The sequence below is a fragment of the Clostridium sp. CS001 genome, assembly GCF_020443565.1.
Lineage (GTDB): Bacteria > Bacillota > Clostridia > Clostridiales > Clostridiaceae > Clostridium_AD.
This window is the reverse complement of the sequence record NZ_JAIZZN010000005.1, coordinates 109,565-130,001: the sequence shown is the minus strand read 5'-3', so window position 1 is coordinate 130,001 and position 20,437 is coordinate 109,565. Positions and strand designations below refer to the sequence as shown.

General features: G+C 31.8%; 20 protein-coding genes. 19 read left to right on the top strand and 1 reads right to left on the bottom strand.

What is annotated here, in order from left to right; all coding sequences use genetic code 11:
* The first annotated feature begins 15 nt into the window (after positions 1 to 15).
* The 17 genes from feoB to rho all read left to right on the top strand — a co-directional run bounded on the left by feoB (position 16) and on the right by rho (position 18,478).
* Entirely contained in the window at positions 16 to 2,166 is a 2,151-nt protein-coding gene (feoB, locus tag LGK97_RS05505; protein WP_226258747.1) for a ferrous iron transport protein B, read from the top strand.
* A gap of 116 nt (positions 2,167 to 2,282) precedes the next feature.
* Positions 2,283 to 3,197, top strand: a complete 915-nt coding sequence (gene yabG / locus LGK97_RS05500; protein WP_226258746.1) for a sporulation peptidase YabG — start codon at positions 2,283 to 2,285, stop codon at positions 3,195 to 3,197.
* A gap of 278 nt (positions 3,198 to 3,475) precedes the next feature.
* Positions 3,476 to 3,712: a Veg family protein gene (locus LGK97_RS05495; RefSeq protein WP_226258795.1), complete on the top strand. Its 237-nt coding sequence runs from the start codon at positions 3,476 to 3,478 to the stop codon at positions 3,710 to 3,712.
* Positions 3,713 to 4,143: 431 nt separating this feature from the next.
* The gene (locus LGK97_RS05490; RefSeq protein WP_226258745.1) at positions 4,144 to 5,706 is read left to right on the top strand and encodes a DUF3794 and LysM peptidoglycan-binding domain-containing protein; all 1,563 of its coding nucleotides are present in this window, start codon (positions 4,144 to 4,146) and stop codon (positions 5,704 to 5,706) included.
* A 199-nt stretch (positions 5,707 to 5,905) separates the two neighbouring features.
* Positions 5,906 to 6,748: a 4-(cytidine 5'-diphospho)-2-C-methyl-D-erythritol kinase gene (ispE, locus tag LGK97_RS05485; RefSeq protein WP_226258744.1), complete on the top strand. Its 843-nt coding sequence runs from the start codon at positions 5,906 to 5,908 to the stop codon at positions 6,746 to 6,748.
* A gap of 218 nt (positions 6,749 to 6,966) precedes the next feature.
* Positions 6,967 to 7,161 carry a CLC_0170 family protein gene (locus LGK97_RS05480; RefSeq protein WP_226258743.1) on the top strand — a complete coding sequence of 65 codons (195 nt, stop codon included), beginning with the start codon at positions 6,967 to 6,969 and terminating at the stop codon, positions 7,159 to 7,161.
* A gap of 31 nt (positions 7,162 to 7,192) precedes the next feature.
* A complete protein-coding gene (locus tag LGK97_RS05475) occupies positions 7,193 to 8,653 on the top strand; it encodes a spore germination protein (protein ID WP_226258742.1) in 1,461 nt (486 codons plus the stop codon).
* Between the two features lie 37 nt (positions 8,654 to 8,690).
* Positions 8,691 to 9,800 (top strand): GerAB/ArcD/ProY family transporter, encoded by a 1,110-nt coding sequence (locus LGK97_RS05470; protein ID WP_226258741.1) that lies wholly within the window; start codon positions 8,691 to 8,693, stop codon positions 9,798 to 9,800.
* Positions 9,790 to 10,965, top strand: coding sequence for a Ger(x)C family spore germination protein (locus tag LGK97_RS05465; RefSeq protein ID WP_226258740.1), 1,176 nt, complete (start codon positions 9,790 to 9,792; stop codon positions 10,963 to 10,965). The genes LGK97_RS05470 and LGK97_RS05465 overlap by 11 nt, the downstream gene beginning before the upstream one ends.
* 60 nt (positions 10,966 to 11,025) lie before the next feature.
* Positions 11,026 to 11,655, top strand: a complete 630-nt coding sequence (gene spoIIR, locus LGK97_RS05460) for a stage II sporulation protein R (RefSeq protein WP_226258739.1) — start codon at positions 11,026 to 11,028, stop codon at positions 11,653 to 11,655.
* 75 nt (positions 11,656 to 11,730) lie between these two features.
* Positions 11,731 to 13,101, top strand: a complete 1,371-nt coding sequence (gene ypeB, locus LGK97_RS05455) for a germination protein YpeB (RefSeq protein WP_226258738.1) — start codon at positions 11,731 to 11,733, stop codon at positions 13,099 to 13,101.
* 207 nt (positions 13,102 to 13,308) lie between these two features.
* Positions 13,309 to 14,340 (top strand): D-alanine--D-alanine ligase family protein, encoded by a 1,032-nt coding sequence (locus tag LGK97_RS05450; RefSeq protein WP_226258737.1) that lies wholly within the window; start codon positions 13,309 to 13,311, stop codon positions 14,338 to 14,340.
* Positions 14,341 to 14,380: 40 nt separating this feature from the next.
* A complete protein-coding gene (locus tag LGK97_RS05445) occupies positions 14,381 to 15,364 on the top strand; it encodes a tRNA 4-thiouridine(8) synthase ThiI (RefSeq protein ID WP_226258736.1) in 984 nt (327 codons plus the stop codon).
* A 13-nt stretch (positions 15,365 to 15,377) separates the two neighbouring features.
* Positions 15,378 to 15,797 carry a DUF1934 domain-containing protein gene (locus tag LGK97_RS05440; protein WP_226258735.1) on the top strand — a complete coding sequence of 140 codons (420 nt, stop codon included), beginning with the start codon at positions 15,378 to 15,380 and terminating at the stop codon, positions 15,795 to 15,797.
* 214 nt (positions 15,798 to 16,011) lie between these two features.
* Entirely contained in the window at positions 16,012 to 16,311 is a 300-nt protein-coding gene (locus LGK97_RS05435; protein ID WP_226258734.1) for a ribose-5-phosphate isomerase, read from the top strand.
* A gap of 163 nt (positions 16,312 to 16,474) precedes the next feature.
* Entirely contained in the window at positions 16,475 to 16,819 is a 345-nt protein-coding gene (locus LGK97_RS05430; protein WP_226258733.1) for a hypothetical protein, read from the top strand.
* A 189-nt stretch (positions 16,820 to 17,008) separates the two neighbouring features.
* Positions 17,009 to 18,478 carry a transcription termination factor Rho gene (gene rho / locus LGK97_RS05425; protein WP_226258732.1) on the top strand — a complete coding sequence of 490 codons (1,470 nt, stop codon included), beginning with the start codon at positions 17,009 to 17,011 and terminating at the stop codon, positions 18,476 to 18,478.
* Between the two features lie 42 nt (positions 18,479 to 18,520).
* Here rho and rpmE read toward each other — a convergent pair whose 3' ends face one another.
* Complete coding sequence (gene rpmE / locus LGK97_RS05420; RefSeq protein ID WP_226258731.1) at positions 18,521 to 18,739, bottom strand: 50S ribosomal protein L31; 219 nt, start codon at positions 18,737 to 18,739, stop codon at positions 18,521 to 18,523.
* Positions 18,740 to 18,912: 173 nt separating this feature from the next.
* On the opposite strand from rpmE, the gene LGK97_RS05415 reads away from it, so the two are divergent.
* Together LGK97_RS05415 and LGK97_RS05410 are read left to right on the top strand one after the other, a co-directional pair.
* Positions 18,913 to 19,497, top strand: a complete 585-nt coding sequence (locus tag LGK97_RS05415; protein ID WP_226258730.1) for a thymidine kinase — start codon at positions 18,913 to 18,915, stop codon at positions 19,495 to 19,497.
* A 2-nt stretch (positions 19,498 to 19,499) separates the two neighbouring features.
* Entirely contained in the window at positions 19,500 to 20,435 is a 936-nt protein-coding gene (locus tag LGK97_RS05410) for a DUF1385 domain-containing protein (protein WP_226258729.1), read from the top strand.
* Positions 20,436 to 20,437 lie beyond the last annotated feature (2 nt).

Below are 20,437 nucleotides of genomic sequence, written 5' to 3'. Positions count from 1 at the left end.
AAGGAGGATGTATTTATGGGTTTAACAAATGCTTCAACTGGGAGAGGAGCATTAGAAAAAGAACTTCGAATTAATAAAACAACACCAAAGGATAAAATAATAGCCTTGGGGGGTAATCCTAACGTTGGGAAAAGCACTGTTTTTAATAATTTAACAGGACTAAATCAACATACTGGTAACTGGCCTGGTAAGACTGTGACAAATGCCCAAGGAAACTATTCTTATAAAAATAATAATTTTATTTTAGTGGATATTCCAGGTACCTATTCATTAATGTCAAATTCCGTTGACGAGGAGGTTGCCAGAGATTTTATATGTTTTGGGAATCCAGATACAACAGTAATTGTAGTAGATGCCACCTGTTTAGAAAGAAATCTAAATCTTGTGCTCCAAACCCTTGAGATAACTTCTAAAGTTGTTGTATGTGTTAATCTGATGGATGAAGCAAAGAGAAAAGGAATATCCATAAATCTACGAGAATTATCAAAACAACTTGGAGTTCCTGTTGTAGGAACAAGTGCTGTTAAGGCAAAAAGCCTAGATGAATTAATGGATACAGTTCTAAATGTTGCAACAAATAAAAATACTCCAGGCATTATAAACATTGTATATGAAGAATCCATAGAAAACGCAATATCTAAAGTTGAAAATATAGTTAAATTAAAACTTCAAAATAAACTTAACTCTAGATGGGCAGCATTAAAGCTCATAGATGGTGATAAAACACTATTATCTTCAATCAGCAAGTATCTTAATTTTGATTTAACAAAAGAAGATGAAATTATGAAGCAAGTTTATGAAGTAAGAACTCTACTTGAGTCACAGGGAATTGATTCTGATGCTTTTCGCGATAAAATTGTCTCTCAATTGGTACGTACTGCTGAAAAAATAGGGAGTAGCGTAGTTTCTGTTAAAAATAAGAACTACAATGATATGGATAGAAAGATAGATAAATATCTCACCTCTAAGAAATTTGGAATTCCAATTATGATTCTTCTTTTAAGTGTGATATTTTGGATTACCATTACTGGGGCTAATATTCCTTCTAAAATAATTGCTGATGCTTTGTTTTGGGTTGAAGCTAGGCTTACGGATTTTTTTACTTGGGTAGGTACTCCAGTGTGGGTAGATGGATTATTGGTTAAAGGCATGTATCGGACGCTTGCTTGGGTAGTAGCTGTTATGCTACCTCCGATGGCTATATTCTTCCCCCTATTCACATTGCTAGAGGACTTAGGTTACTTACCTAGGGTAGCTTTTAATCTTGATAATTATTTCAAGAAAGCCTGCGCTTGTGGGAAACAATCATTAACAATGTGTATGGGGTTTGGTTGCAATGCTGCTGCTATAATTGGATGCAGAATAATTGATTCGCCAAGGGAACGGCTTATTGCAATTATCACTAATAATTTTGTACCTTGTAATGGTAGATTTCCAACGCTTATAGCAGTTATCACTATGTTTTTTGCTGGAATTATAGTTGGTCCTTTTCAATCTGTAATATCCACACTAATTCTCACTGGTGTAATTGTACTAGGAGTTGTTATGACATTAATATTGTCCAAGGTTTTGTCAAAGACAATATTAAAAGGTATCCCATCCACTTTCACTTTAGAGTTACCGCCATACAGAAAACCACAGGTTGGCAAGGTTATTGTAAGATCTATATTTGATAGGACCCTATTTGTACTTGGGCGGGCTGTAGTAGTAGCCGCACCAGCAGGAATTGTTATATGGGTAATGGCTAATATTCATATAGGTAATTTAAGTATTTTAACACATTGCGCTAATTTTTTTGATCCCTTTGCAAGGCTTATTGGATTAGATGGTTATATTTTAATGGCATTTATTTTAGGGTTTCCTGCAAATGAAATAGTTGTACCTATAATAATTATGAGTTACATGTCTGCAGGTAGCATGCTTGAGCTTAGTAGTTTAGACCAATTAAAAAGTCTTCTAATTTCAAATGGATGGACATGGCTAACTGCTATATGTGTTATGTTATTTTCTTTGATGCATTGGCCTTGTGCGACAACGTGTTTAACTATAAAAAAAGAAACCCAAAGTTTTAAATGGACTATGGTTTCATTCCTTGTTCCTACTATTACAGGTGTTGTTATTTGTTTTATAGTTGCAAGTACTGTACGGATGATAGGGCTTATATAGTATTATATATTCTTTAACAATTATATAAAACCATGGGGGTTCTCATGGTTTTTTAGTTCACCTATTAATTATATTATCATAATATATATTACGAGTTTAAATATGGAGATGATATTATGAAAATAGGAGACATTGTAGTAAGAAAATCTTATGGTGGAGATATTACCTTTAAAATTATAGATATTAAATTTAATGATGATAAAGAGGTGTATTTGCTTAAAGGGATTAATTTGAGAATTGAAGCGGATTCACCTATAGAAGATTTAGAAGCAGTTTCAGAAGATAATATTGGTGAAATCGATAAAATCTTTAATAAGAAAGTAAATGCGTCTATTAAGAGAGTTCTAATGAATAGGATAAAAGGAACTAGGGGAGATAGAGATGGGTCTATAGATATTAGTGAAAAAAATAAAATCATACAATCTAGGCAAGGTAAATATAAGGAAAGCAAAAACAAAGATATGACATTTGGAAGACCCGGTAAAATACTACATGTGGATGGTGATGCAGAATACTTAGAGGTTTGCTTAAAAACCTATAAGCAATTGTCGCTAGAGGCTGTAGGTCGTGTAATATTAGAGAAAGACCAACCAGGCGAAATAGTAAATTTGGTTAAGGAGATTAAGCCAGATATAGTAGTAATAACAGGTCACGATGGTATGATAAAAGGAGTAACTGACTATATAAACTTAAGCAGTTACAGAAATTCTAAATACTTTGTAGAGGCTGTCACGGCTCTTAGGGCTTACAATAGCAACTATGATGATCTAGTTATATTTGCAGGGGCATGTCAATCTTGTTATGAGGCACTACTAGATGCTGGTGCAAACTTTGCTAGTTCTCCCAATAGGGTGCTAATCCACTGCCTAGACCCGGTTTTAGTTTCTGAGAAGATTGCCTATACAAATATAGATAGTGTTGTAGCTATAGAAGATGTTATTCAAAACACTATAACAGGACTAAGAGGAATAGGTGGATTACAAACTAGGGGAAAGTATAGAGAGGGGTTTCCCAAGTCACAGTATATATAGATAAACACATAAGGGGGCTATAAATAGTAATTAGACACTGCAATGGGTATTTTATTTTAAATGCTTAAAAGTGCCCTCATACTTTGTGTGGGGGTTATGTTCATAAATCTGAATATATATATAATTCAAGGAGATACTATAAAAAGCAGTATTAAATACATTTAATTAACATAAAATTAATATTGACAAAATCATTACAGTAGTGATAAAATAATAAGTTTACTTGACAAGAATGAATATATGAGATATACTATAGATGTGGAAAGAGGGTGTTTACTTTGGAAAAGATAAATGTATTGACTTCAATAAAAGATGAAATTGAGAGTCATGTTGGTGAAAGAGTAACATTAAAGGCTAATGGTGGAAGAAGGAAAATTCTCGTAGATAATGGAATTATTGAAAAGACGTATCCAAGTATCTTTGTTATTAGGTTGGAAAATGACACCCACAGGACAGTGACATATAGTTATTCAGATGTTTTGACAAAAACGGTTCAAATAGTTTTTGCAGGATAAGAGCGATACAGTACATCAGTATTGTTTTTATGTTTGTAGATTAATCAAGTCACATGAAAGTAGATAACAAGAGTATTTACCTGGTATCTACTTTTATGTGCATTACATAAGATTAATAGGCGTATATTATATAGAATGCATTTAGTTAGCAATAACCATGCACTCCATATAATATGCGCTTTTGTTTTTTTACTATATAGGAATCAACTTGAAGAAGTGGATGTGGATAACACTTATATGCTAGAGATTGTCAGTTTTGCCACTTGCCACGTGGGTGGAACTATTAAGAATTATGGTGAATTTTGCAATACGAATAAACCTAGGTAATATCATATTTTGTTTAGTATTTCTATATATATTAATAGTAAGTATTTTAGGAGGGTAACAGCTTATAAGCTTTACCTAACAATAGAAATACAAGGAGGTATAATATGGAGATAAGTTTAGTAAGAGAAAATATAGAATATGAGCAACTGCTAGGGGAAAATACTGCTGATACAGTAGTAAGAGAAGAATATGTAATACCAGATACTCATCCGGATGTTAGAAAGATACTTATGCTGGACGTTAAAGCTACTATAGACTCTAAGGAAATAATCCAAGATAAGGTATATTTAGAAGGGCAAATTCAATATAATGTACTTTATATTACAAAAGATCAAGATAGAAGTGATGTGGAAAACGTTATATACACCTCTAAGTTCTCAAATTCCATAGATGTAATGGGTGCGAAGCCTGAAATGCTTTGTGAAGCTGAATGTTTTGTAGAACATATGGATTGCAAAATAGTTAATGAAAGAAAAATAAGTCTAGAGGGCATCTTGAAGTTAAAATCTGAGGTATATAAAAATTTTAGTTTTCAAATAGTTAAAGATATTGAAGCAGTTAAGGATGTTCAATATTTAAAAAATCCTACTAGCATAGATAAAGTAATAAGGAATTTTAATGGAGAACTTATTGGAAAGGCTAATATGAAAATCCCAATGGATAAGCCAGAGATAGCAAAGGTTATAAAGTATGATATTAATATCCATAAGAAAGAAATAAAGCTTTATGAAGGAAGAATTCAAATAAATGCCTATGCATGTGTTAATATTATGTATAAGGGAAAGGATAGCAGAGAATTAACTTACATTGAACATGATGTAATGCTTAATAAGGAACTAGAGTTCCAAGATATAAACCCTTATATGGATAACTATACAGACTTTAGAATAGATGCTATGGAATTTGACATTAAAGAAGATGAATTGGGCGAAAAAAGAATTATAGATGTAGAATTTATGATAAAAACCAACACCAGGGCCATGAACAAAGAAGAAGTGGATATGATAGAGGATGTGTATTCACCAACTACTAAACTTGAGATGGATAAAAAGGATTATGGACTTAATGTAATGCAAGGGCAATTATTAACTGAGACATTGGTTAAGGGAGATATAGAATTAAATAGTAGCATGGGTAGAGCAAGCAAGATTATTATGTGCAACTCTAGCGTTTGCGTAACGGATAAAAAGGTAGTTGAAGACAAGGTTATAATTGAAGGTGTAATGAACGTTACTATATTGTACAGAAGTGATGACGAGGAAAAATACCTCTGTGCTGTATCTGAAGAAATTCCTTTTAGCTGTGGAGCTGAGATACTAGGCACAAAGATAAATATGAGTAGTATGTGCAAAGTTTCATTAGAAAGTATAAATGTTGATATTGAGGCAGGAAACATTGCTGTTAGAGCTGTTGTGAAAGTATATGTAAGAGTGAATTATATGGTGCAAAAGAAATTCTTAGTTGATGTTTACACAGTAGAGGGTGAAGTACCTAAGAAAAAGGCTGGTATTACTATTTATGTAGTTCAATCAGGCGACACTTTGTGGAAGATTGCTAAGAAGTATAATACTACAATTCAAGAAATTGCAAGGGTGAATCAAATAGAAGACCCAAATGTTATAAAGGTTTCACAAAAACTTATAATACCGGGCAGAGTAATTATATAGTTTAAACCATTAATAATCCCCCGTGTTGTTTATAGCATACGGGGGATTATTAATTTATTTCAAATTATATGTAGCAATATTAAATTTCTTGTAATATACTATTTTTATTAACAATAATTTAGGGGGAAGGCATCCTCTTATATTCGTGCGGTAGTGTAAGTCAGGCTAAATAATTATTAATAAAAGGTGGAGGCGAATCATGCTAGTAAAAGCTTACGGGAAGATAAACCTATCCCTAGATGTGGTAGGTAAAAGAGAAGATGGATATCATTTACTAAAAATGATTATGCAAAGTGTAGAGTTATATGATTCTATTTCCTTTGAAAGGTGCAGTAAAGGGATTAATATAAGTTGCAATAAACCATACATACCAATAGATGATAAGAATTTAGTATATAAAGCTACGAAGCTTTTTATGGATACATATAACATTTGTGATGGTGTAAACATATATCTTAATAAAAACATTCCTGTATCAGCAGGCATGGCAGGTGGTAGTGCGGATGCAGCAGCTGTATTTAAGGCACTAAGAGAATTATTTAAAGTAGACGTAGATGACAATGAACTTATGAGTCTAGGTATCAAAATAGGTGCAGACGTGCCTTATTGCATAATTGGTGGAACAGCGCTTTGTGAAGGTATAGGAGAAGTTATTACTCCATTAAAGCCATTTAAGAACCAAATTCTAGTATTGGTTAAGCCTAACTTTGGAGTATCCACTAAGGAAGTTTATAAAAATCTAGATATTAGTAAGATATTTAAACATCCACATACAGGAGCATTAATAAAAGCTATGGAGCAGGAAAACCTAGAAGATGTTTGTATTAATATGAAGAATTTACTTGAAAATGTTACGCTAAGAAAATACCCAGTTCTCAAAAGGATAAAGGAAGATATGATTAAAATGGGTGCAATGGGTTCAATGATGAGCGGAAGTGGACCAACAATATTTGCCTTTTTCGATGATATGTTAAAAGCACAAAGATGCTATGATAAATTTAAAACTCAATATAGAGAAGTATATATAACAAGAACAATTTAGATGTGGCTCTAAATTGAATTGAAGTGTAGATGTAAATGAAAAACAAGTGAAAGATTATATTAATCTTTCATTTGTTTTTTTATTTTCATAAGCTTAGTGAATATTTTAGGTCAGTGTCGTAAAAACTAGCTACAGAAAAGAAAAGTATGGTTACTTATGAGTAAGTTATATATGGTCTATATTGTTTTGAAAATTGTACTTAAATGGGGAGTAAAAGCATGAGAATTTTAAATTCGTTTGATATGTATTTTTTAGCAATGATGCTTATACAAGGCACAATTGTATTTACTGTTGATGCAAAGAGCTTTACAAAAGCAGGTATGGATGGGACTAGTAGAAAAGCGAGGATACTAGGGTTGTTAGCGATTATAGTAACCTCTGCTTTATTTATACTTAGGTTAATACTATTATAGTAAATTTATATACATATGAGGAAGTGATATTGTGAAAGAAAAAATTAATGATAAAATCCAACCTCTTGCAGAAGAAAATATAATCTACTTAAAAGAAGTTTTAAAAGACAATTCAGATGTTGTTTTTAGGTTTTTTAATGTAGGAGATTGGAAGGCGGGCTTAGTCTACATTGATGGAATGGCAGATAAAATCTTGCTAGATCATTATGTATTAGAACCATTAATGTTATGTTCAAGAGGCATAGAGGATGTAGAGCAAATTAAAGATAACATACTAGCAGTAACAGATATGCATGAAATAAAAGAACTAAGTAAGGGAGTCAATGCTGTACTTTCTGGAGAGACATTAATGTTTATAGATGAGCTGGATTGTGCATATGTCATTGCTACAAGGTCTTGGCCTGTTAGAGGAGTAGGTGATCCATTTGGAGAGACAGTAATTAGAGGAGCAAGAGATGGGTTTACAGAAACACTGAGATTCAATACTGCCTTGATTAGGAGAAGAATTAAAGATACGAGACTAAGAATTGAAGCTAAGGTTATAGGAATCAGATCGAAAACAGATGTGGCTATTATATATATTGATGACATAGTCAATAAAGATGTACTTTATGAACTTCAGCGTAGAATAGATAAAATAAACATTGACGCGGTTTTTGATAGTGCATATATAGAACAATTAATTGAGGATAATAAATACTCACCATTTCCACAAATACAAAGCACGGAGAGGCCAGACGTAGTAGCAGCGGCATTATACGAAGGAAGGGTAGCATTGGTGGTAGATAACTCACCTTTTGCAATTATTGTTCCAACAACCCTACCAAATTTATTTCAATCACCAGATGATTATTATCAAAGATGGATGCATGGTTCCATTGTTAGATTTATTAGGTTGTTTGCTATACTGATTTCGCTAACAGCACCTGCACTTTATGTGGCGATTACATCTTTCCATACAAACATAATGCCTACAAAGTTTACTTATGCTATAGCAGCCTCTCGCGAAGGGGTACCATTCCCAGCATTTATAGAAGCAATAATTATGGAAGTGTTTTTAGCGCTTCTTATGGAGGCTGTGGTTAGATTACCAAGACCCATAGGGACTACTATTGGTATAGTAGGAGGTCTTGTTATAGGGCAATCTGCAGTGAGTGCAGGAATCGTCAGCCCAATTATGATAATCATTGTAGCAATTACCGCAATAACTACATTTGTGACGCCAAATTACGATGTTACTACGGCCATTAGGCTTGTAAGATTTTTACTAATTATTGCTTCAGCAATTGTAGGATTCTATGGAATAATGATTGGAGTTATTGTATTACTCATACATCTAGTTAGAATGAAAAGTTTTGGTATACCTTATTTGGCACCAGCAGTTAATACTAATATTAAGGATTTGAAAGACTTATATATCAGAGTACCAATATCAGATTTAAAAGAAAGACCTACCTATATGAAACCAGGAGATAAGATAAGGCAAAAGTGATTTGTAACATGTTTCATGTAGAGGGGAAGGTGGTATTATGCGAGATAAAGAAATAATAGGAGACTTTGGTTTATTTACTACTATAGCTGTAGCTATAGTAAGTGTAGGGATATTCTCAATACCAGGGGAAATCATAGATAAAGTAGGCAGCGATGCTTGGATAGTTGCTTTAATAGGAGGAATAATAGCTTTTTTATTATTGTACCTTATTTATAGGGTCATAAAGAAAAATGATTTTGAAGATTTTACAAACATCCTACAAAATAATTTTGGAAGGGGCCTTGGGGGAGCATTTTCTATGATTTTTGCAATGTATAGTATTTTTATTGTTTCATTAGGAATGAGAGAATTTGTTGAAGTAATTAAACAATATTTATTAAGACAGACACCTACGGAATTCATTCTAATGGTTACTATTTTAACGGCTACCTACTTAGTTAGAGGTGAAATAGGAGATTTAGTTAAATTTAATGAAATTTCATTTTGGATTATGTTTATCCCGGCTTTCATGGTTTTCCTACTTGTAGCAATAAATGCTGACTTCACAAATGTATTACCAGTTATGAACAATAAACCAATTGATTATGTTATGGCTTCTAGGTATATTTTATTCTGCTTTGGTGGAATTGAAATAGCTTATCTTATTCTTCCATACGTGAAAAACAAAAAAAAATCACAAAGGGTATTAAAAAGGAGTATTATTTTCGTAACAATTTTTTATATAGTAGTAATGATACTTGTGATATCTGTATTTTCTAAGGCGAAGGGCAGGATGTTGTTATGGCCAACTATATCTATGATAAAGACTTTAAATATGCCTGGAATATTCATAGAGCATTGGGAGGGTATGGTGATGGCACTGTGGATACTTTTTTATTTCACCACTTTTGTTAACACTTATTTCTTTTCCAGTGAGATCATAAAGAATGTACTTAAGTTAAAAGATATTAAGTTATCTTCACTTTTAATTATGCCAATTATTTATGTTATAGCATTATATCCAGAAAACATAGCAGAGCTTTATAATTTGCAATTTAAGAATGCCGCAGTTCTATTAACTGCTACATTCGTCTTTGTAGTGTTACCTATGCTTACCTTATTTGTAGGAAGGCATAAAGGAAGGGGGAAGAGGGGAAATGAAGTTTAAGAAGATATTACTAATTATCTTAAGTTGTGTGATGCTAAGTGGATGCTGGGATAGGACAGAAATAGATAGGAATAACTTCATATCTACTATTGCTGTTGACCCGGGAGAAGATATCAATAAGGAAGAGGAAATGAAAAGTATTAATCCGGAAGAACCTTTTGCAGAGAGACAAATTAAAAAGATAAATGTAACTTATGGATTTCCTGATATGAGCAAGATAGAGGTAGGTAAGAATGGAGGTGCTATAGAGAAATACATTAGTACGGAAGCCTACTCTATGGAAGATGCTGCCTCTGAAGCTATGGCTAAAAGTAGTAGAAGTATATACATGGGACATAGCAAACTTCTTATATTAGGCAGTGATTTATTAGGGCACAAGGATACTTTTAAAGAAGTAATAGATTACTTAGACAGAAATCCTAACTTAAATAGGAACATGCAGGTGGTTGTATCTGATGGTAAAGCTGAAGATTACATAAAATTTAAACCTATGACAGAAAACAGTACACAATATTATATTTCTGGACTTATGGAGAATAGTAAGAAGAACTCTAGAATCATGAATATAGATTTAAATAATGTTCTTATTCTTTTAAGTGAAAACGGGAATGCATTAATACCTAGAATAACTATAGATAAGGAAAAGAATGAACTCATTTTAACTGGTGCTGCCATAATTAAGGATTATAAACTAAAGGGATATTTTACACCTTTAGAGCTAATGGATGTTCAGTTATTAAGTAATAAGTTTAATACTGGTAAAAAGGTTATCTATATTGAAGGACACCCGGTTGACTATATAATAAGTGGATATAAGAGGAAGTTTAGAATTGAAGAAAAAGGAGATAAGTTATCCATTAATATAGACTTAGAGCTTGAAGGGCAATTAGCTGAATATTATACAGGTAAGACGGTGCTTGAAAAGGACGAGTTGCAAAAAATACAGGATATGTTTAATAAATCTATAAGTGAAGAGTGTGAAAAGATTATAAAAATAGCTAAAGAAGAATTTGAAATTGATCCATTTGGTGTCAGAGAGCATATTGAAAAGTTTAAGCCTTCTTTATGGAATGAAATAGAGAAGGATTGGAATGAAAAATATAAAAGCGCATCAGTGAATGTGACTGTTAGTTCTAAAATACGAAGAATAGGGGCAGTGAAGTGAATAGGATTACATAATATGGGAATGATACTAATATAAATTATTGTATTCGGGGGGATGAACATGAAAAAATTTATATTAACAGTAAGTACCATAATTATTGTAATTTCAATAGTTGTAAATACAAGCACTATAAATGGCAAGGCAAGCCAACAGGATATCTCTAGCAAACTTATAAGATTTCATGTAATAGCAAATAGTGATGACAAAATAGATCAAGGATTAAAATTAAAAATAAGAGATGCTGTTTTAAAATATGTATCACCAAAACTTAAAGACTGTAAAGATATAGAGGAATCCAGAAAAATTATAAATAATGAAGATAAAAACATTAAAGGGATTTCAGAAGCTGTTATAAAAGAAAATGGATTTAAATATTCAGTAGCTACAGCTCTTTCACAGGAGTATTTTCCAGTTAAAACCTATGGTAATATAACCTTGCCTCAAGGTAAGTATGAAGCTTATAGAATAATTATTGGAACAGGCACAGGTCAAAATTGGTGGTGCGTCATGTTTCCACCATTATGCTTTGTAGATATTACAAAAGGAAATGTATCTTATGAAAAAACTGAAAAAGAAATGAAGAATGTATTATCAGAGGATGAATACAAATTAGTAGATAATACTGTAAGTAATAAAAAGATAATCGTTAAATTTAAGTTAACTGAGATTTTTAGTAAATTATTTAGCTAAATAACTTACTTGCAAAACTACTAGCAGATAGTTAATAATTTTATATGCCGTGGAAGAATATCAGGAGGAAAATATATGAAGATGATAAAAAAGAGAATCTTGTATACAAGTGCAGTTACTATAATTGTGGTATTTTCAACTACTTTTGCGATATTAATGTTTTTGGAAAGATTGGATTATAGAAATTACCTTCAAGGTCAATACAGTAAGAATATGTATGAGCTCATTAGCTCTGTACAAAATATAAGAGTAAATCTAGGGAAATCTGCAATTGTTGGTTCTAGAGAGCAAAGCATTGTGGTATTTGAAGAGATCTTTAGATATTCGGCCACTGCAAGTGATAAATTACATTCACTGCCTCTTGACCAATCAGTTATTGGAGATACTAGTGAGTTTTTAACGCAAGTAGGTGGATTTTGTTATACATTAGCAAAGGCATCTTCGGAGGGAAAGGATCTTAGCGATAAGGAATATGAATTAATTGATGGACTAGAAAAGCAATCATATACACTTCAGGAACAATTAAATGGAGTGCTTTCTGAAATAAATGAAGGAAAAGTGAAATGGGGAGAGATTAGGAAAAAAAGTAGTGGAGTATTTGAAAAGACTGGAGATAATCTTGTAAGTGAGAAATTTAAGGGTATTCAAAAACAAATAGTTCAATATCCAGCATTAATTTATGATGGACCATTTTCTGACAATGTATTAGAAATAAAGCCTAAAATAATGTCTCAAAAGGAAGTAAGTCAAAAAGATGCAATGGAAATAGTGAGGACCATGTTTGGAAAAGATAATATTGTAGATATTGAAAATAAGCCAGTGGAAGGAAAAACTAGAATACCTACATATACCTTTCATATAACATTTAAAGGGAGAGATAAGAATGCTGCCAAAACAATAATAGAAGTAAGTAAAAATGGTGGTAGGGTAGTGTATTTACTAGATAATAGAGCTATAGGAAAACCGACTTTGGATATTAAAAAGGCAACAGTAGCTGGAAGCGATTTTATTTCAAGGATAGGATACAAAAATATGCAACCAACTTATGTACTAAATTATGAAAATACAGCAGTAGTAAGCTATGTATACAATCAAGGGGAAGTGGCTATTTACCCAGATCAAGTAAAGCTTAAAATTGCCTTAGATGATGGTAGTATTATAGGAATAGAATCTGAAAAATTTCTAGTATCTCATGTTGAAAAAAGAAATTTAAGTAGTCCAAAAGTAACTTTAGAAAAGGCACAAGAAAGAGTAGGAAAAAGGTTAAAGATAAGCAAGGTTAGTTTAGCTGTAATACCAACTGAGTCTAATAAGGAAGCTTTGTGCTATGAGTTTTTAGGGGAATACAAAGAAAAAAACTTCATAGTATACATTGATGCTGATACTGGCTATGAGCAAAGAATAATTGAAATAATAGATACGCCTAATGGTAAACTAACTATATAAGAAGATGTTAAGGTTTTTTTAGCATAGGATGAAGGATGTATTGCATAAAATGCATATATATCCTTTCTTCTGTTGAGTTTTTTTAAATTTAAATTACAAACTAATAGATATAAATGATATAATATGATACTGAAGTAAAATTATTTAGTAAACTTATTTTTTTATTATTCATAAAATAGGTATTATGGTTATAAGGAGAGAGCGTCAATGAAAAAGAAAGTAGCAATATTGTTTGGTGGACAGTCTACTGAGCATGAGGTATCAAGGGTATCAGCAACATCTGTGTTAAGAAATATTGATCAAACAAAATATGATATATACCCTATAGGGATAACTAAGGCTGGGTTATGGTTTGAATATACGGGTAAATTAGATAATATAGAGAGTGGAGAATGGGAAAAAGACGAATATTATAAAATGCCAGGAGGTCAAAATATATTATTTAATAAAGAGGTAGATGTAGTATTTCCAGTATTACATGGTTTGTATGGAGAAGATGGAACTATTCAAGGAATGTGTAAATTGTTAAATATACCTTGCGTAGGACCTGGAGTTATGTCTTCGGCTATGTGCATGGATAAAGTATATACAAAATACTTATTAGAAAACTTTAATATAAAACAAGCTGACTACGTGGTAATTAATGCACATGAGTATGTAGAAAATAAAGATGTTTTATTGGAAGAAATAGAAAGAAAACTTGGTTATGCAGTATTTATTAAGCCATCTAATAGTGGATCTTCTGTAGGTATAACAAAAGCACATAACAAAGAAGAGCTAATACAAGGTGTAGAGGAAGCGTTAAAATATGATAGAAAGATTTTAGTTGAGCAGGCTATAAATGCAAGAGAAATTGAAGTAGCTGTGCTTGGAAATGACTACCCTGAGGCATCCATTCCAGGTGAGATTATTCCAGCAAAGGAATTCTATGATTATGAAGCTAAATATAACAGTGAAGCTTCTAAGCTTTTGATACCGGCAGCACTTGATGAAGCTAAGCTACTAAGCATTCGCGAAGAGGCTATAAAAATTTACACAATATTAGATTGTGCTGGTATGGCAAGAGTTGACTTTTTAGTGGATAAAGAAACAGAAGAGGTTTATTTAAATGAGGTTAATACAATACCTGGGTTTACTAAAATAAGTATGTATCCAAAAATGTGGCAAGCTACAGGAAAGACGTATGTGCAGCTTATAGACGAGCTAATTAAATTAGCAATAGAAAGAAACAATAAATAGTAAGTTTAAATATGAATTCAATAAAGAGAGGAGAAAGATTATGACAACAGCTTTAGCTATGATTTCTGGAGGCCTTGATAGTATATTAGCAGCAAAACTTGTAAAAGAACAAGGTATAGAAGTTATAGGAATATGTTTTAAATCCAATTTTTTTAATGAGGATAATGCATTAAGAATGGTTAAACAAATAGGTATTCCATTAGAAGTTATAGATTTTTCAGATGAACATTTTCAAATGGTAAAAAGGCCAAAACACGGGCATGGTAAAAATATGAATCCTTGTATTGATTGTCATGCAATGATGATGAGATACTGTGGGCAATTATTGGAAAAGTTTCATGCAGATTTCATTATAACAGGTGAAGTTTTAAATCAAAGACCTATGTCTCAAAATAGATCAGCCTTAGACATTGTAAAAAATGAATCAGGTATAGGGCGAAAAATATTGAGACCTTTATGTGCTAAGAATCTTAATCCAACTGAAATGGAGATAGAAGGCCTAATAGATAGAGAAGCTCTTCTAGATATAAAAGGGAGAAACAGAAAGGTTCAAATGGAACTGGCAGAAAAGTGGGGTATTGTTGATTATCCATCACCTGCAGGGGGATGTAAACTTACAGAACCTAACTATTCCTTAAGACTTAGGGAACTAGTTGAGAATAAAGAAGATATATCTAGTAAAGAGTTAGAATTATTAAAAATAGGAAGACACTTTAGGGTATCAAAAGATGCTAAGATTATATCTGCAAGGACAGAGGAAGAATGGGAAATACTTAAGAAACTTTTAACTAAGGAAGACTTAATCTTCTTATCTAAGGAGTATACGGGCTCTATAGTTGTTATAATTGGAAAGGCTACAAATGAGGATATTGAATTTGCAGCTAAGGTTTCAGGAAGATATAGCAAAGGTAAAGATGAAAAGAATATAACAGTTAATTATATGGAATATGAGAATCCTATATATAAGTCCATAGATGTTGTACCAGCAACAGAAGAAGAGATAAACAACTATATTTTAAATTAGCGAGGAGTAAGTTATGAAAAAGAATGCAATAATTTCAGTAGTTAGCAGACAAAATGATAGTGAAGATGAAGACGATATAATTGAGGTAGTGACACCTGGTAAGTTCTACAAGGAAGATAATTCTTATTATGCAGTATACGAAGAAACAGAGATTTCAGGAATGAAGGGAACTACTACTACACTAAAAATAGACGAAGAAAGATTCACACTTATAAGGACGGGAACTACTAATACTGAAATGAAATTTAAAAAAGATGCAAGGGATTTAACATTATACAATACACCTCATGGTGGATTAGATCTTACAGTGGATACTAAGGATTTAAAGATGAACATCAATAGTAATGGCGGAGATGTATTTATAGATTATGATATGATAATAGGTAATCAGCAAACATTGAGCACCATATTAGAAATTAACATTAAAGCATAATAAAAAATTAAAAAATATTTACATTTTGGCTATGTTCTATATTAGAACATAGCCTTTGTTCAATTATAGGGATAATATACTGCCATAAGCCTAGTTTTTGATACTAAAGGGAATTTAAAACTTCATTTTACGGATATTTTAAATGAATAGCTGTCAATAATTTAATTAAGGTGCATTTAAATAAAAAATGCATATAAAAGCTAGGAGTGGTTTTGTGTTAAAAAGTATTGATTATGAGAAGATAATAGAAGCTATTTGTGAAGTCAAAGGTATAAAAACATATGAATTACTAAAAGTATTAAAAGATAGAGAGTGTAAATATATTCTGTTCTTACTATTAAAAAAATATAGATGTGGGAATGTGGAAAGTGCATATAAGGATTTTCTAATTTTAAATAAAAGAGCTGTTAGTTACGGTTCAAAAAAAGCAGAGGAACGATTTTTTATTAATAGAGAATTTAGAGAGATGTATTTTGAAATAGAGGATATATTGGGCATTACTAAAGTGGAATAAGTTAACTAGTAGAACATATTAAAATTTAGCAGGAATTTTATAAAACGTATAGAATTTAATACTAAACACTATTGCAGAGTAAAATAAGTTTATATTTAAACATTGTAAGTTATCGCAAAAGGTTACTTTGCATGAGAAAATATATATTATAGGGGTGAAGTAATTGATATTCGACACTAATATTGCTATGGCTTTAAAGAATTCTAATGGTGAATATAAGATTGAAGAACTGACAATATTTGAATTTGAGAGTATTAACGCTAGATTTCCCTCTTTAAACGTTGAGATTAAAAAAGGTAATGAAATAATAATAAGGGTGAAGTGCCCACTATGTGGTGAGTTCCACTTTTATCATTATAATGTTAATGAATTATTGAAAAGAAATATGGTTATAGGGGGTTGTGAGCAACTAGGCTTACCTATATTTTTCATTGGAAAGAATGAAAAAGTTATACAAAAGGTTAAGGAACACAGGCAAACTATAAAAAGAATTGGCGCTATGATATAAAAGAAAGTATGAATAGATTTTGCAGATTAGTGCGTGCTTTATTATAGTGGATTAAAATTATTAAATAGGATATAATTAGACAACATATCATTTCAAAGAAATTCATTGGATAGTAAATACGTTTTTAAAGTTTCCATGATATTTATTAAATAGATATTGTATATGAAATACCCCTCGGAGGTGCAGGTTTTGATAAATAAGGATTTTGACAATATGACAGTAGTAGAACTACGGGAACATTGTAGAGAACTCGGTGTTAAAAACATTTCTAAGCTTAAAAAAAGCGAATTAATTGATGAAGTAAAAAAAATGACACCAGTTTCAATGGAAAAGGATGGAGTTATTTTAACAGAAAAGATAAGTCCAAAGAATACTCCTACAGTTGAACATAACATTATAGAAAGTTCGGAGAAAAAGATCTTAGATGAATCCGTTCAAGGTGATCAAATTATTGAAAGTGAAGAGTTTGACACAGGTTTTAAAAATCAAAATGAGAATAAAAGAGAAAAGTTGCAAGAAATGATAAGCGAATCAGGAACGGCAAGAGGAGTTTTGGAAATAATTGAAAGCAATAGTTATGGCTTTCTAAGAGGACAAAATTATTTATCTGGCCCTGATGATATTTATGTTTCACCTTCTCAAATCAGAAGATTTAACTTAAAGACAGGTGATGAAGTAGAAGGTAAGGTTAGAACACCAAAAGAAGGTGAAAAATTTAAAGCCTTATTATATGTACAGGGAGTCAATGGAGAAAATCCTGAGAGAGCTGTAGGCAGAAGACCTTTTGATAAGTTAACACCTATTTATCCAACTCAAAGATTGCGACTAGAAACTACTCCAAATGATTTGTCTTCAAGAATCATGGATATTATTTCTCCTATAGGTAAAGGCCAAAGAGGAATAATTGTAGCACAACCAAAGGCAGGAAAAACAACACTTCTTAAAAAAATCGCTAACAGTATCTCTGTAAATCACCCAGAAGTAAAATTAATTGTTGTTTTAATAGATGAGAGACCAGAAGAAGTTACTGATATGCAAAGGTCTATTAATGGCGAAGTTATTTATTCGACTTTTGATGAAGAACCAGATCACCATACAAAAGTGGCTTATATGGTACTTGAAAGAGCTAAAAGAATGGTTGAGCAAGGTCAAGATGTAGTTATCCTATTAGATAGTTTAACTAGGCTTTCTAGAGCTTATAATTTAACTGTAACACCTTCAGGCAGAACTTTATCTGGTGGACTTGATCCTAGTGCGCTTTTAATGCCAAAGAAATTTTTTGGAGCGGCTAGAAATATTGAAGAGGGTGGAAGTTTAACAATACTTGCTACTGCTTTGGTAGAGACAGGAAGTAGAATGGACGATATGATTTTTGAGGAATTCAAGGGTACAGGAAACATGGAAGTTCATTTAGATAGAAAACTTCAAGAGAGAAGAATATTCCCAGCAGTTGATATATATAAATCAGGAACAAGAAGAGAAGATTTATTGCTTACTAAAATCGAGATGGAAACTATATATAACTTGAGAAAGATAATGTATAGAGAAGGTAATGCTATTGGTGTAACAGAAAAACTGTTAAATTTATTAGCTACAACTAAAAGTAATGGTGAGTTTTTAGAAATGATAAATAAAAATTTTGAGATGTTAGCTAGATAAATAAAAAATGGGAAAGATAATTAAATCTTTCCCATTAATATATTATTCTGCATCTTCATTTTTAATGTTGAATTTCTTCATGAATCTATCAACTCTTCCACCAGCATCAATATTCTTTTGCTTTCCAGTGTAGAATGGATGGCAGTTAGAACATACGTCTATTTTAAGTTCTTGTTTAGTAGAACCTGTAATAAAAGTGTTTCCACATGCACATTTAACAACTGTATCATTATGGTATTCTGGATGTATTCCTTCTTGCATATTATTCACCTCTTTCAAATACTAGATATATACCCGTATCGTCAACTACTTAAGTTTATCATATTAATATGAATTAAGTCAATAAGAATAAAATTAATTTTTGCTTTAATATATAGTATATATTTGATAAAATATATATGCTTAAGTTTTTTTATTAAATTGGAGGTAAAAGTATGTATGGACCGAAAGATCATGGTTGGGTAGAAGTTATTATAGGACCTATGTATAGTGGTAAGTCAGAAGAACTTATACGTAGGATTAGAAGAACAAAAATTGCAAAACAAAAGGTACAAGTTTTTAAACCGGAGATTGACAATAGATATGATAAAGAAGATGTAGTGTCCCACTGTGGAGAAAAGGAAGAGGCTATTCCAGTTAAGGATAGCACAGAGATATTGGGACTCTTAGATATTGATACACAAGTTGTTGCTATCGATGAGGTGCAGTTTTTTGATGAGGGTATAATTGATGTAATTACTACTTTAGCTGATAATAATAAAAGAGTTATCTGTGCGGGGTTAGATATGGATTTTAAAGGAGTGCCCTTTGGACCTATTCCTGCGCTACTGGCTGTGGCAGAATTTGTGGACAAAATTCAAGCTATTTGTGTAGTATGCGGTAACCCAGCTACTAGAACTCAGCGATTAATTAATGGAAGGCCAGCTAAATATGAGGATCCTATTGTGTTAATTGGGGCATTAGAATCCTATGAAGCAAGATGTAGAAAGTGTCACATTATTCCTAGAGAAGGAGTGTAACTATGGCTAAAAGTGTAAATGTCGGAGGTCAAGCAGTAATTGAAGGTGTTATGATGAGAGGAAGTGCAGGTATTGCTACTGCAGTGAGAACTGCTCAAGGAGAAATTGTAGTAGAGCAAAAAAACTATACTTCTTTTTCTAAAAAGAATAAGTTTTTCGGACTTCCAATAATAAGAGGATTTATTTCATTAATTGAATCATTAGTTATAGGTGTTCAAACTTTAAATTATTCAGCTTCGTTTTTTGAGGATGAAGGGGAGTCTTCAAAATTGGATAAATGGATAGAAAAGATCTTCAAAGAAAAAAGTAATGATATAATTATGGGGATATCGCTTGTTATTTCATTGGGCATATCAGTAGGATTATTTTTCATTCTACCCACGCTTATAGCTAATATTTTTAGTAATATGGGCGCAAGTACAATGGGCATGAATATTGTAGAAGGAGTAATTAGGGTTTTGATATTCTTGTTATATGTTTATTTAATAGGAAAGATGGAAGATATTAATAGAGTGTATCAATATCATGGTGCTGAACATAAAACTATATTTTGTTATGAGAATAATATTGAGTTAACTCCAGAGAATGCAGCTAAGTTTGGTCGGTTACATCCAAGATGTGGCACAAACTTTTTATTTTTAGTCATGATAGTAAGCATAATAGTATTCTCTTTAACAGGTTGGAACTCAATTGGAGAGAGAATATTATATAGAATTATTTTGCTCCCTGTGATTTCAGGTGTAAGTTATGAAATTATTAAGTGGATGGGAAAAAGCACTGGTAGATTATCTAAAATCCTTTCTTATCCAGGGCTTAAGTTACAAAATCTGACTACAAGAGAGCCTGATTTATCTCAAATCGAGGTAGCAATAAGAGCACTTAAGGTTGCTGAGGGTATTGAAGTGGTTAATATTCAAATGCCACAGGCGATAGTTTAATA

Excerpts from the sequence above, each read along its gene's own strand:
- yabG (WP_226258746.1), top strand. The coding sequence starts at position 2,283 with ATGAAAATAGGAGACATTGTAGTAAGAAAATCTTATGGTGGAGATATT.
- feoB (WP_226258747.1), top strand. The coding sequence starts at position 16 with ATGGGTTTAACAAATGCTTCAACTGGGAGAGGAGCATTAGAAAAAGAA.
- ypeB (WP_226258738.1), top strand. The coding sequence starts at position 11,731 with ATGAAGATGATAAAAAAGAGAATCTTGTATACAAGTGCAGTTACTATA.
- LGK97_RS05440 (WP_226258735.1), top strand. The coding sequence starts at position 15,378 with ATGAAAAAGAATGCAATAATTTCAGTAGTTAGCAGACAAAATGATAGT.
- LGK97_RS05465 (WP_226258740.1), top strand. The coding sequence starts at position 9,790 with ATGAAGTTTAAGAAGATATTACTAATTATCTTAAGTTGTGTGATGCTA.
- LGK97_RS05445 (WP_226258736.1), top strand. The coding sequence starts at position 14,381 with ATGACAACAGCTTTAGCTATGATTTCTGGAGGCCTTGATAGTATATTA.
- LGK97_RS05470 (WP_226258741.1), top strand. The coding sequence starts at position 8,691 with ATGCGAGATAAAGAAATAATAGGAGACTTTGGTTTATTTACTACTATA.
- spoIIR (WP_226258739.1), top strand. The coding sequence starts at position 11,026 with ATGAAAAAATTTATATTAACAGTAAGTACCATAATTATTGTAATTTCA.
- LGK97_RS05480 (WP_226258743.1), top strand. The coding sequence starts at position 6,967 with ATGAGAATTTTAAATTCGTTTGATATGTATTTTTTAGCAATGATGCTT.
- LGK97_RS05450 (WP_226258737.1), top strand. The coding sequence starts at position 13,309 with ATGAAAAAGAAAGTAGCAATATTGTTTGGTGGACAGTCTACTGAGCAT.
- ispE (WP_226258744.1), top strand. The coding sequence starts at position 5,906 with ATGCTAGTAAAAGCTTACGGGAAGATAAACCTATCCCTAGATGTGGTA.
- rpmE (WP_226258731.1), bottom strand. The coding sequence starts at position 18,739 with ATGCAAGAAGGAATACATCCAGAATACCATAATGATACAGTTGTTAAA.
- LGK97_RS05490 (WP_226258745.1), top strand. The coding sequence starts at position 4,144 with ATGGAGATAAGTTTAGTAAGAGAAAATATAGAATATGAGCAACTGCTA.
- LGK97_RS05410 (WP_226258729.1), top strand. The coding sequence starts at position 19,500 with ATGGCTAAAAGTGTAAATGTCGGAGGTCAAGCAGTAATTGAAGGTGTT.
- LGK97_RS05415 (WP_226258730.1), top strand. The coding sequence starts at position 18,913 with ATGTATGGACCGAAAGATCATGGTTGGGTAGAAGTTATTATAGGACCT.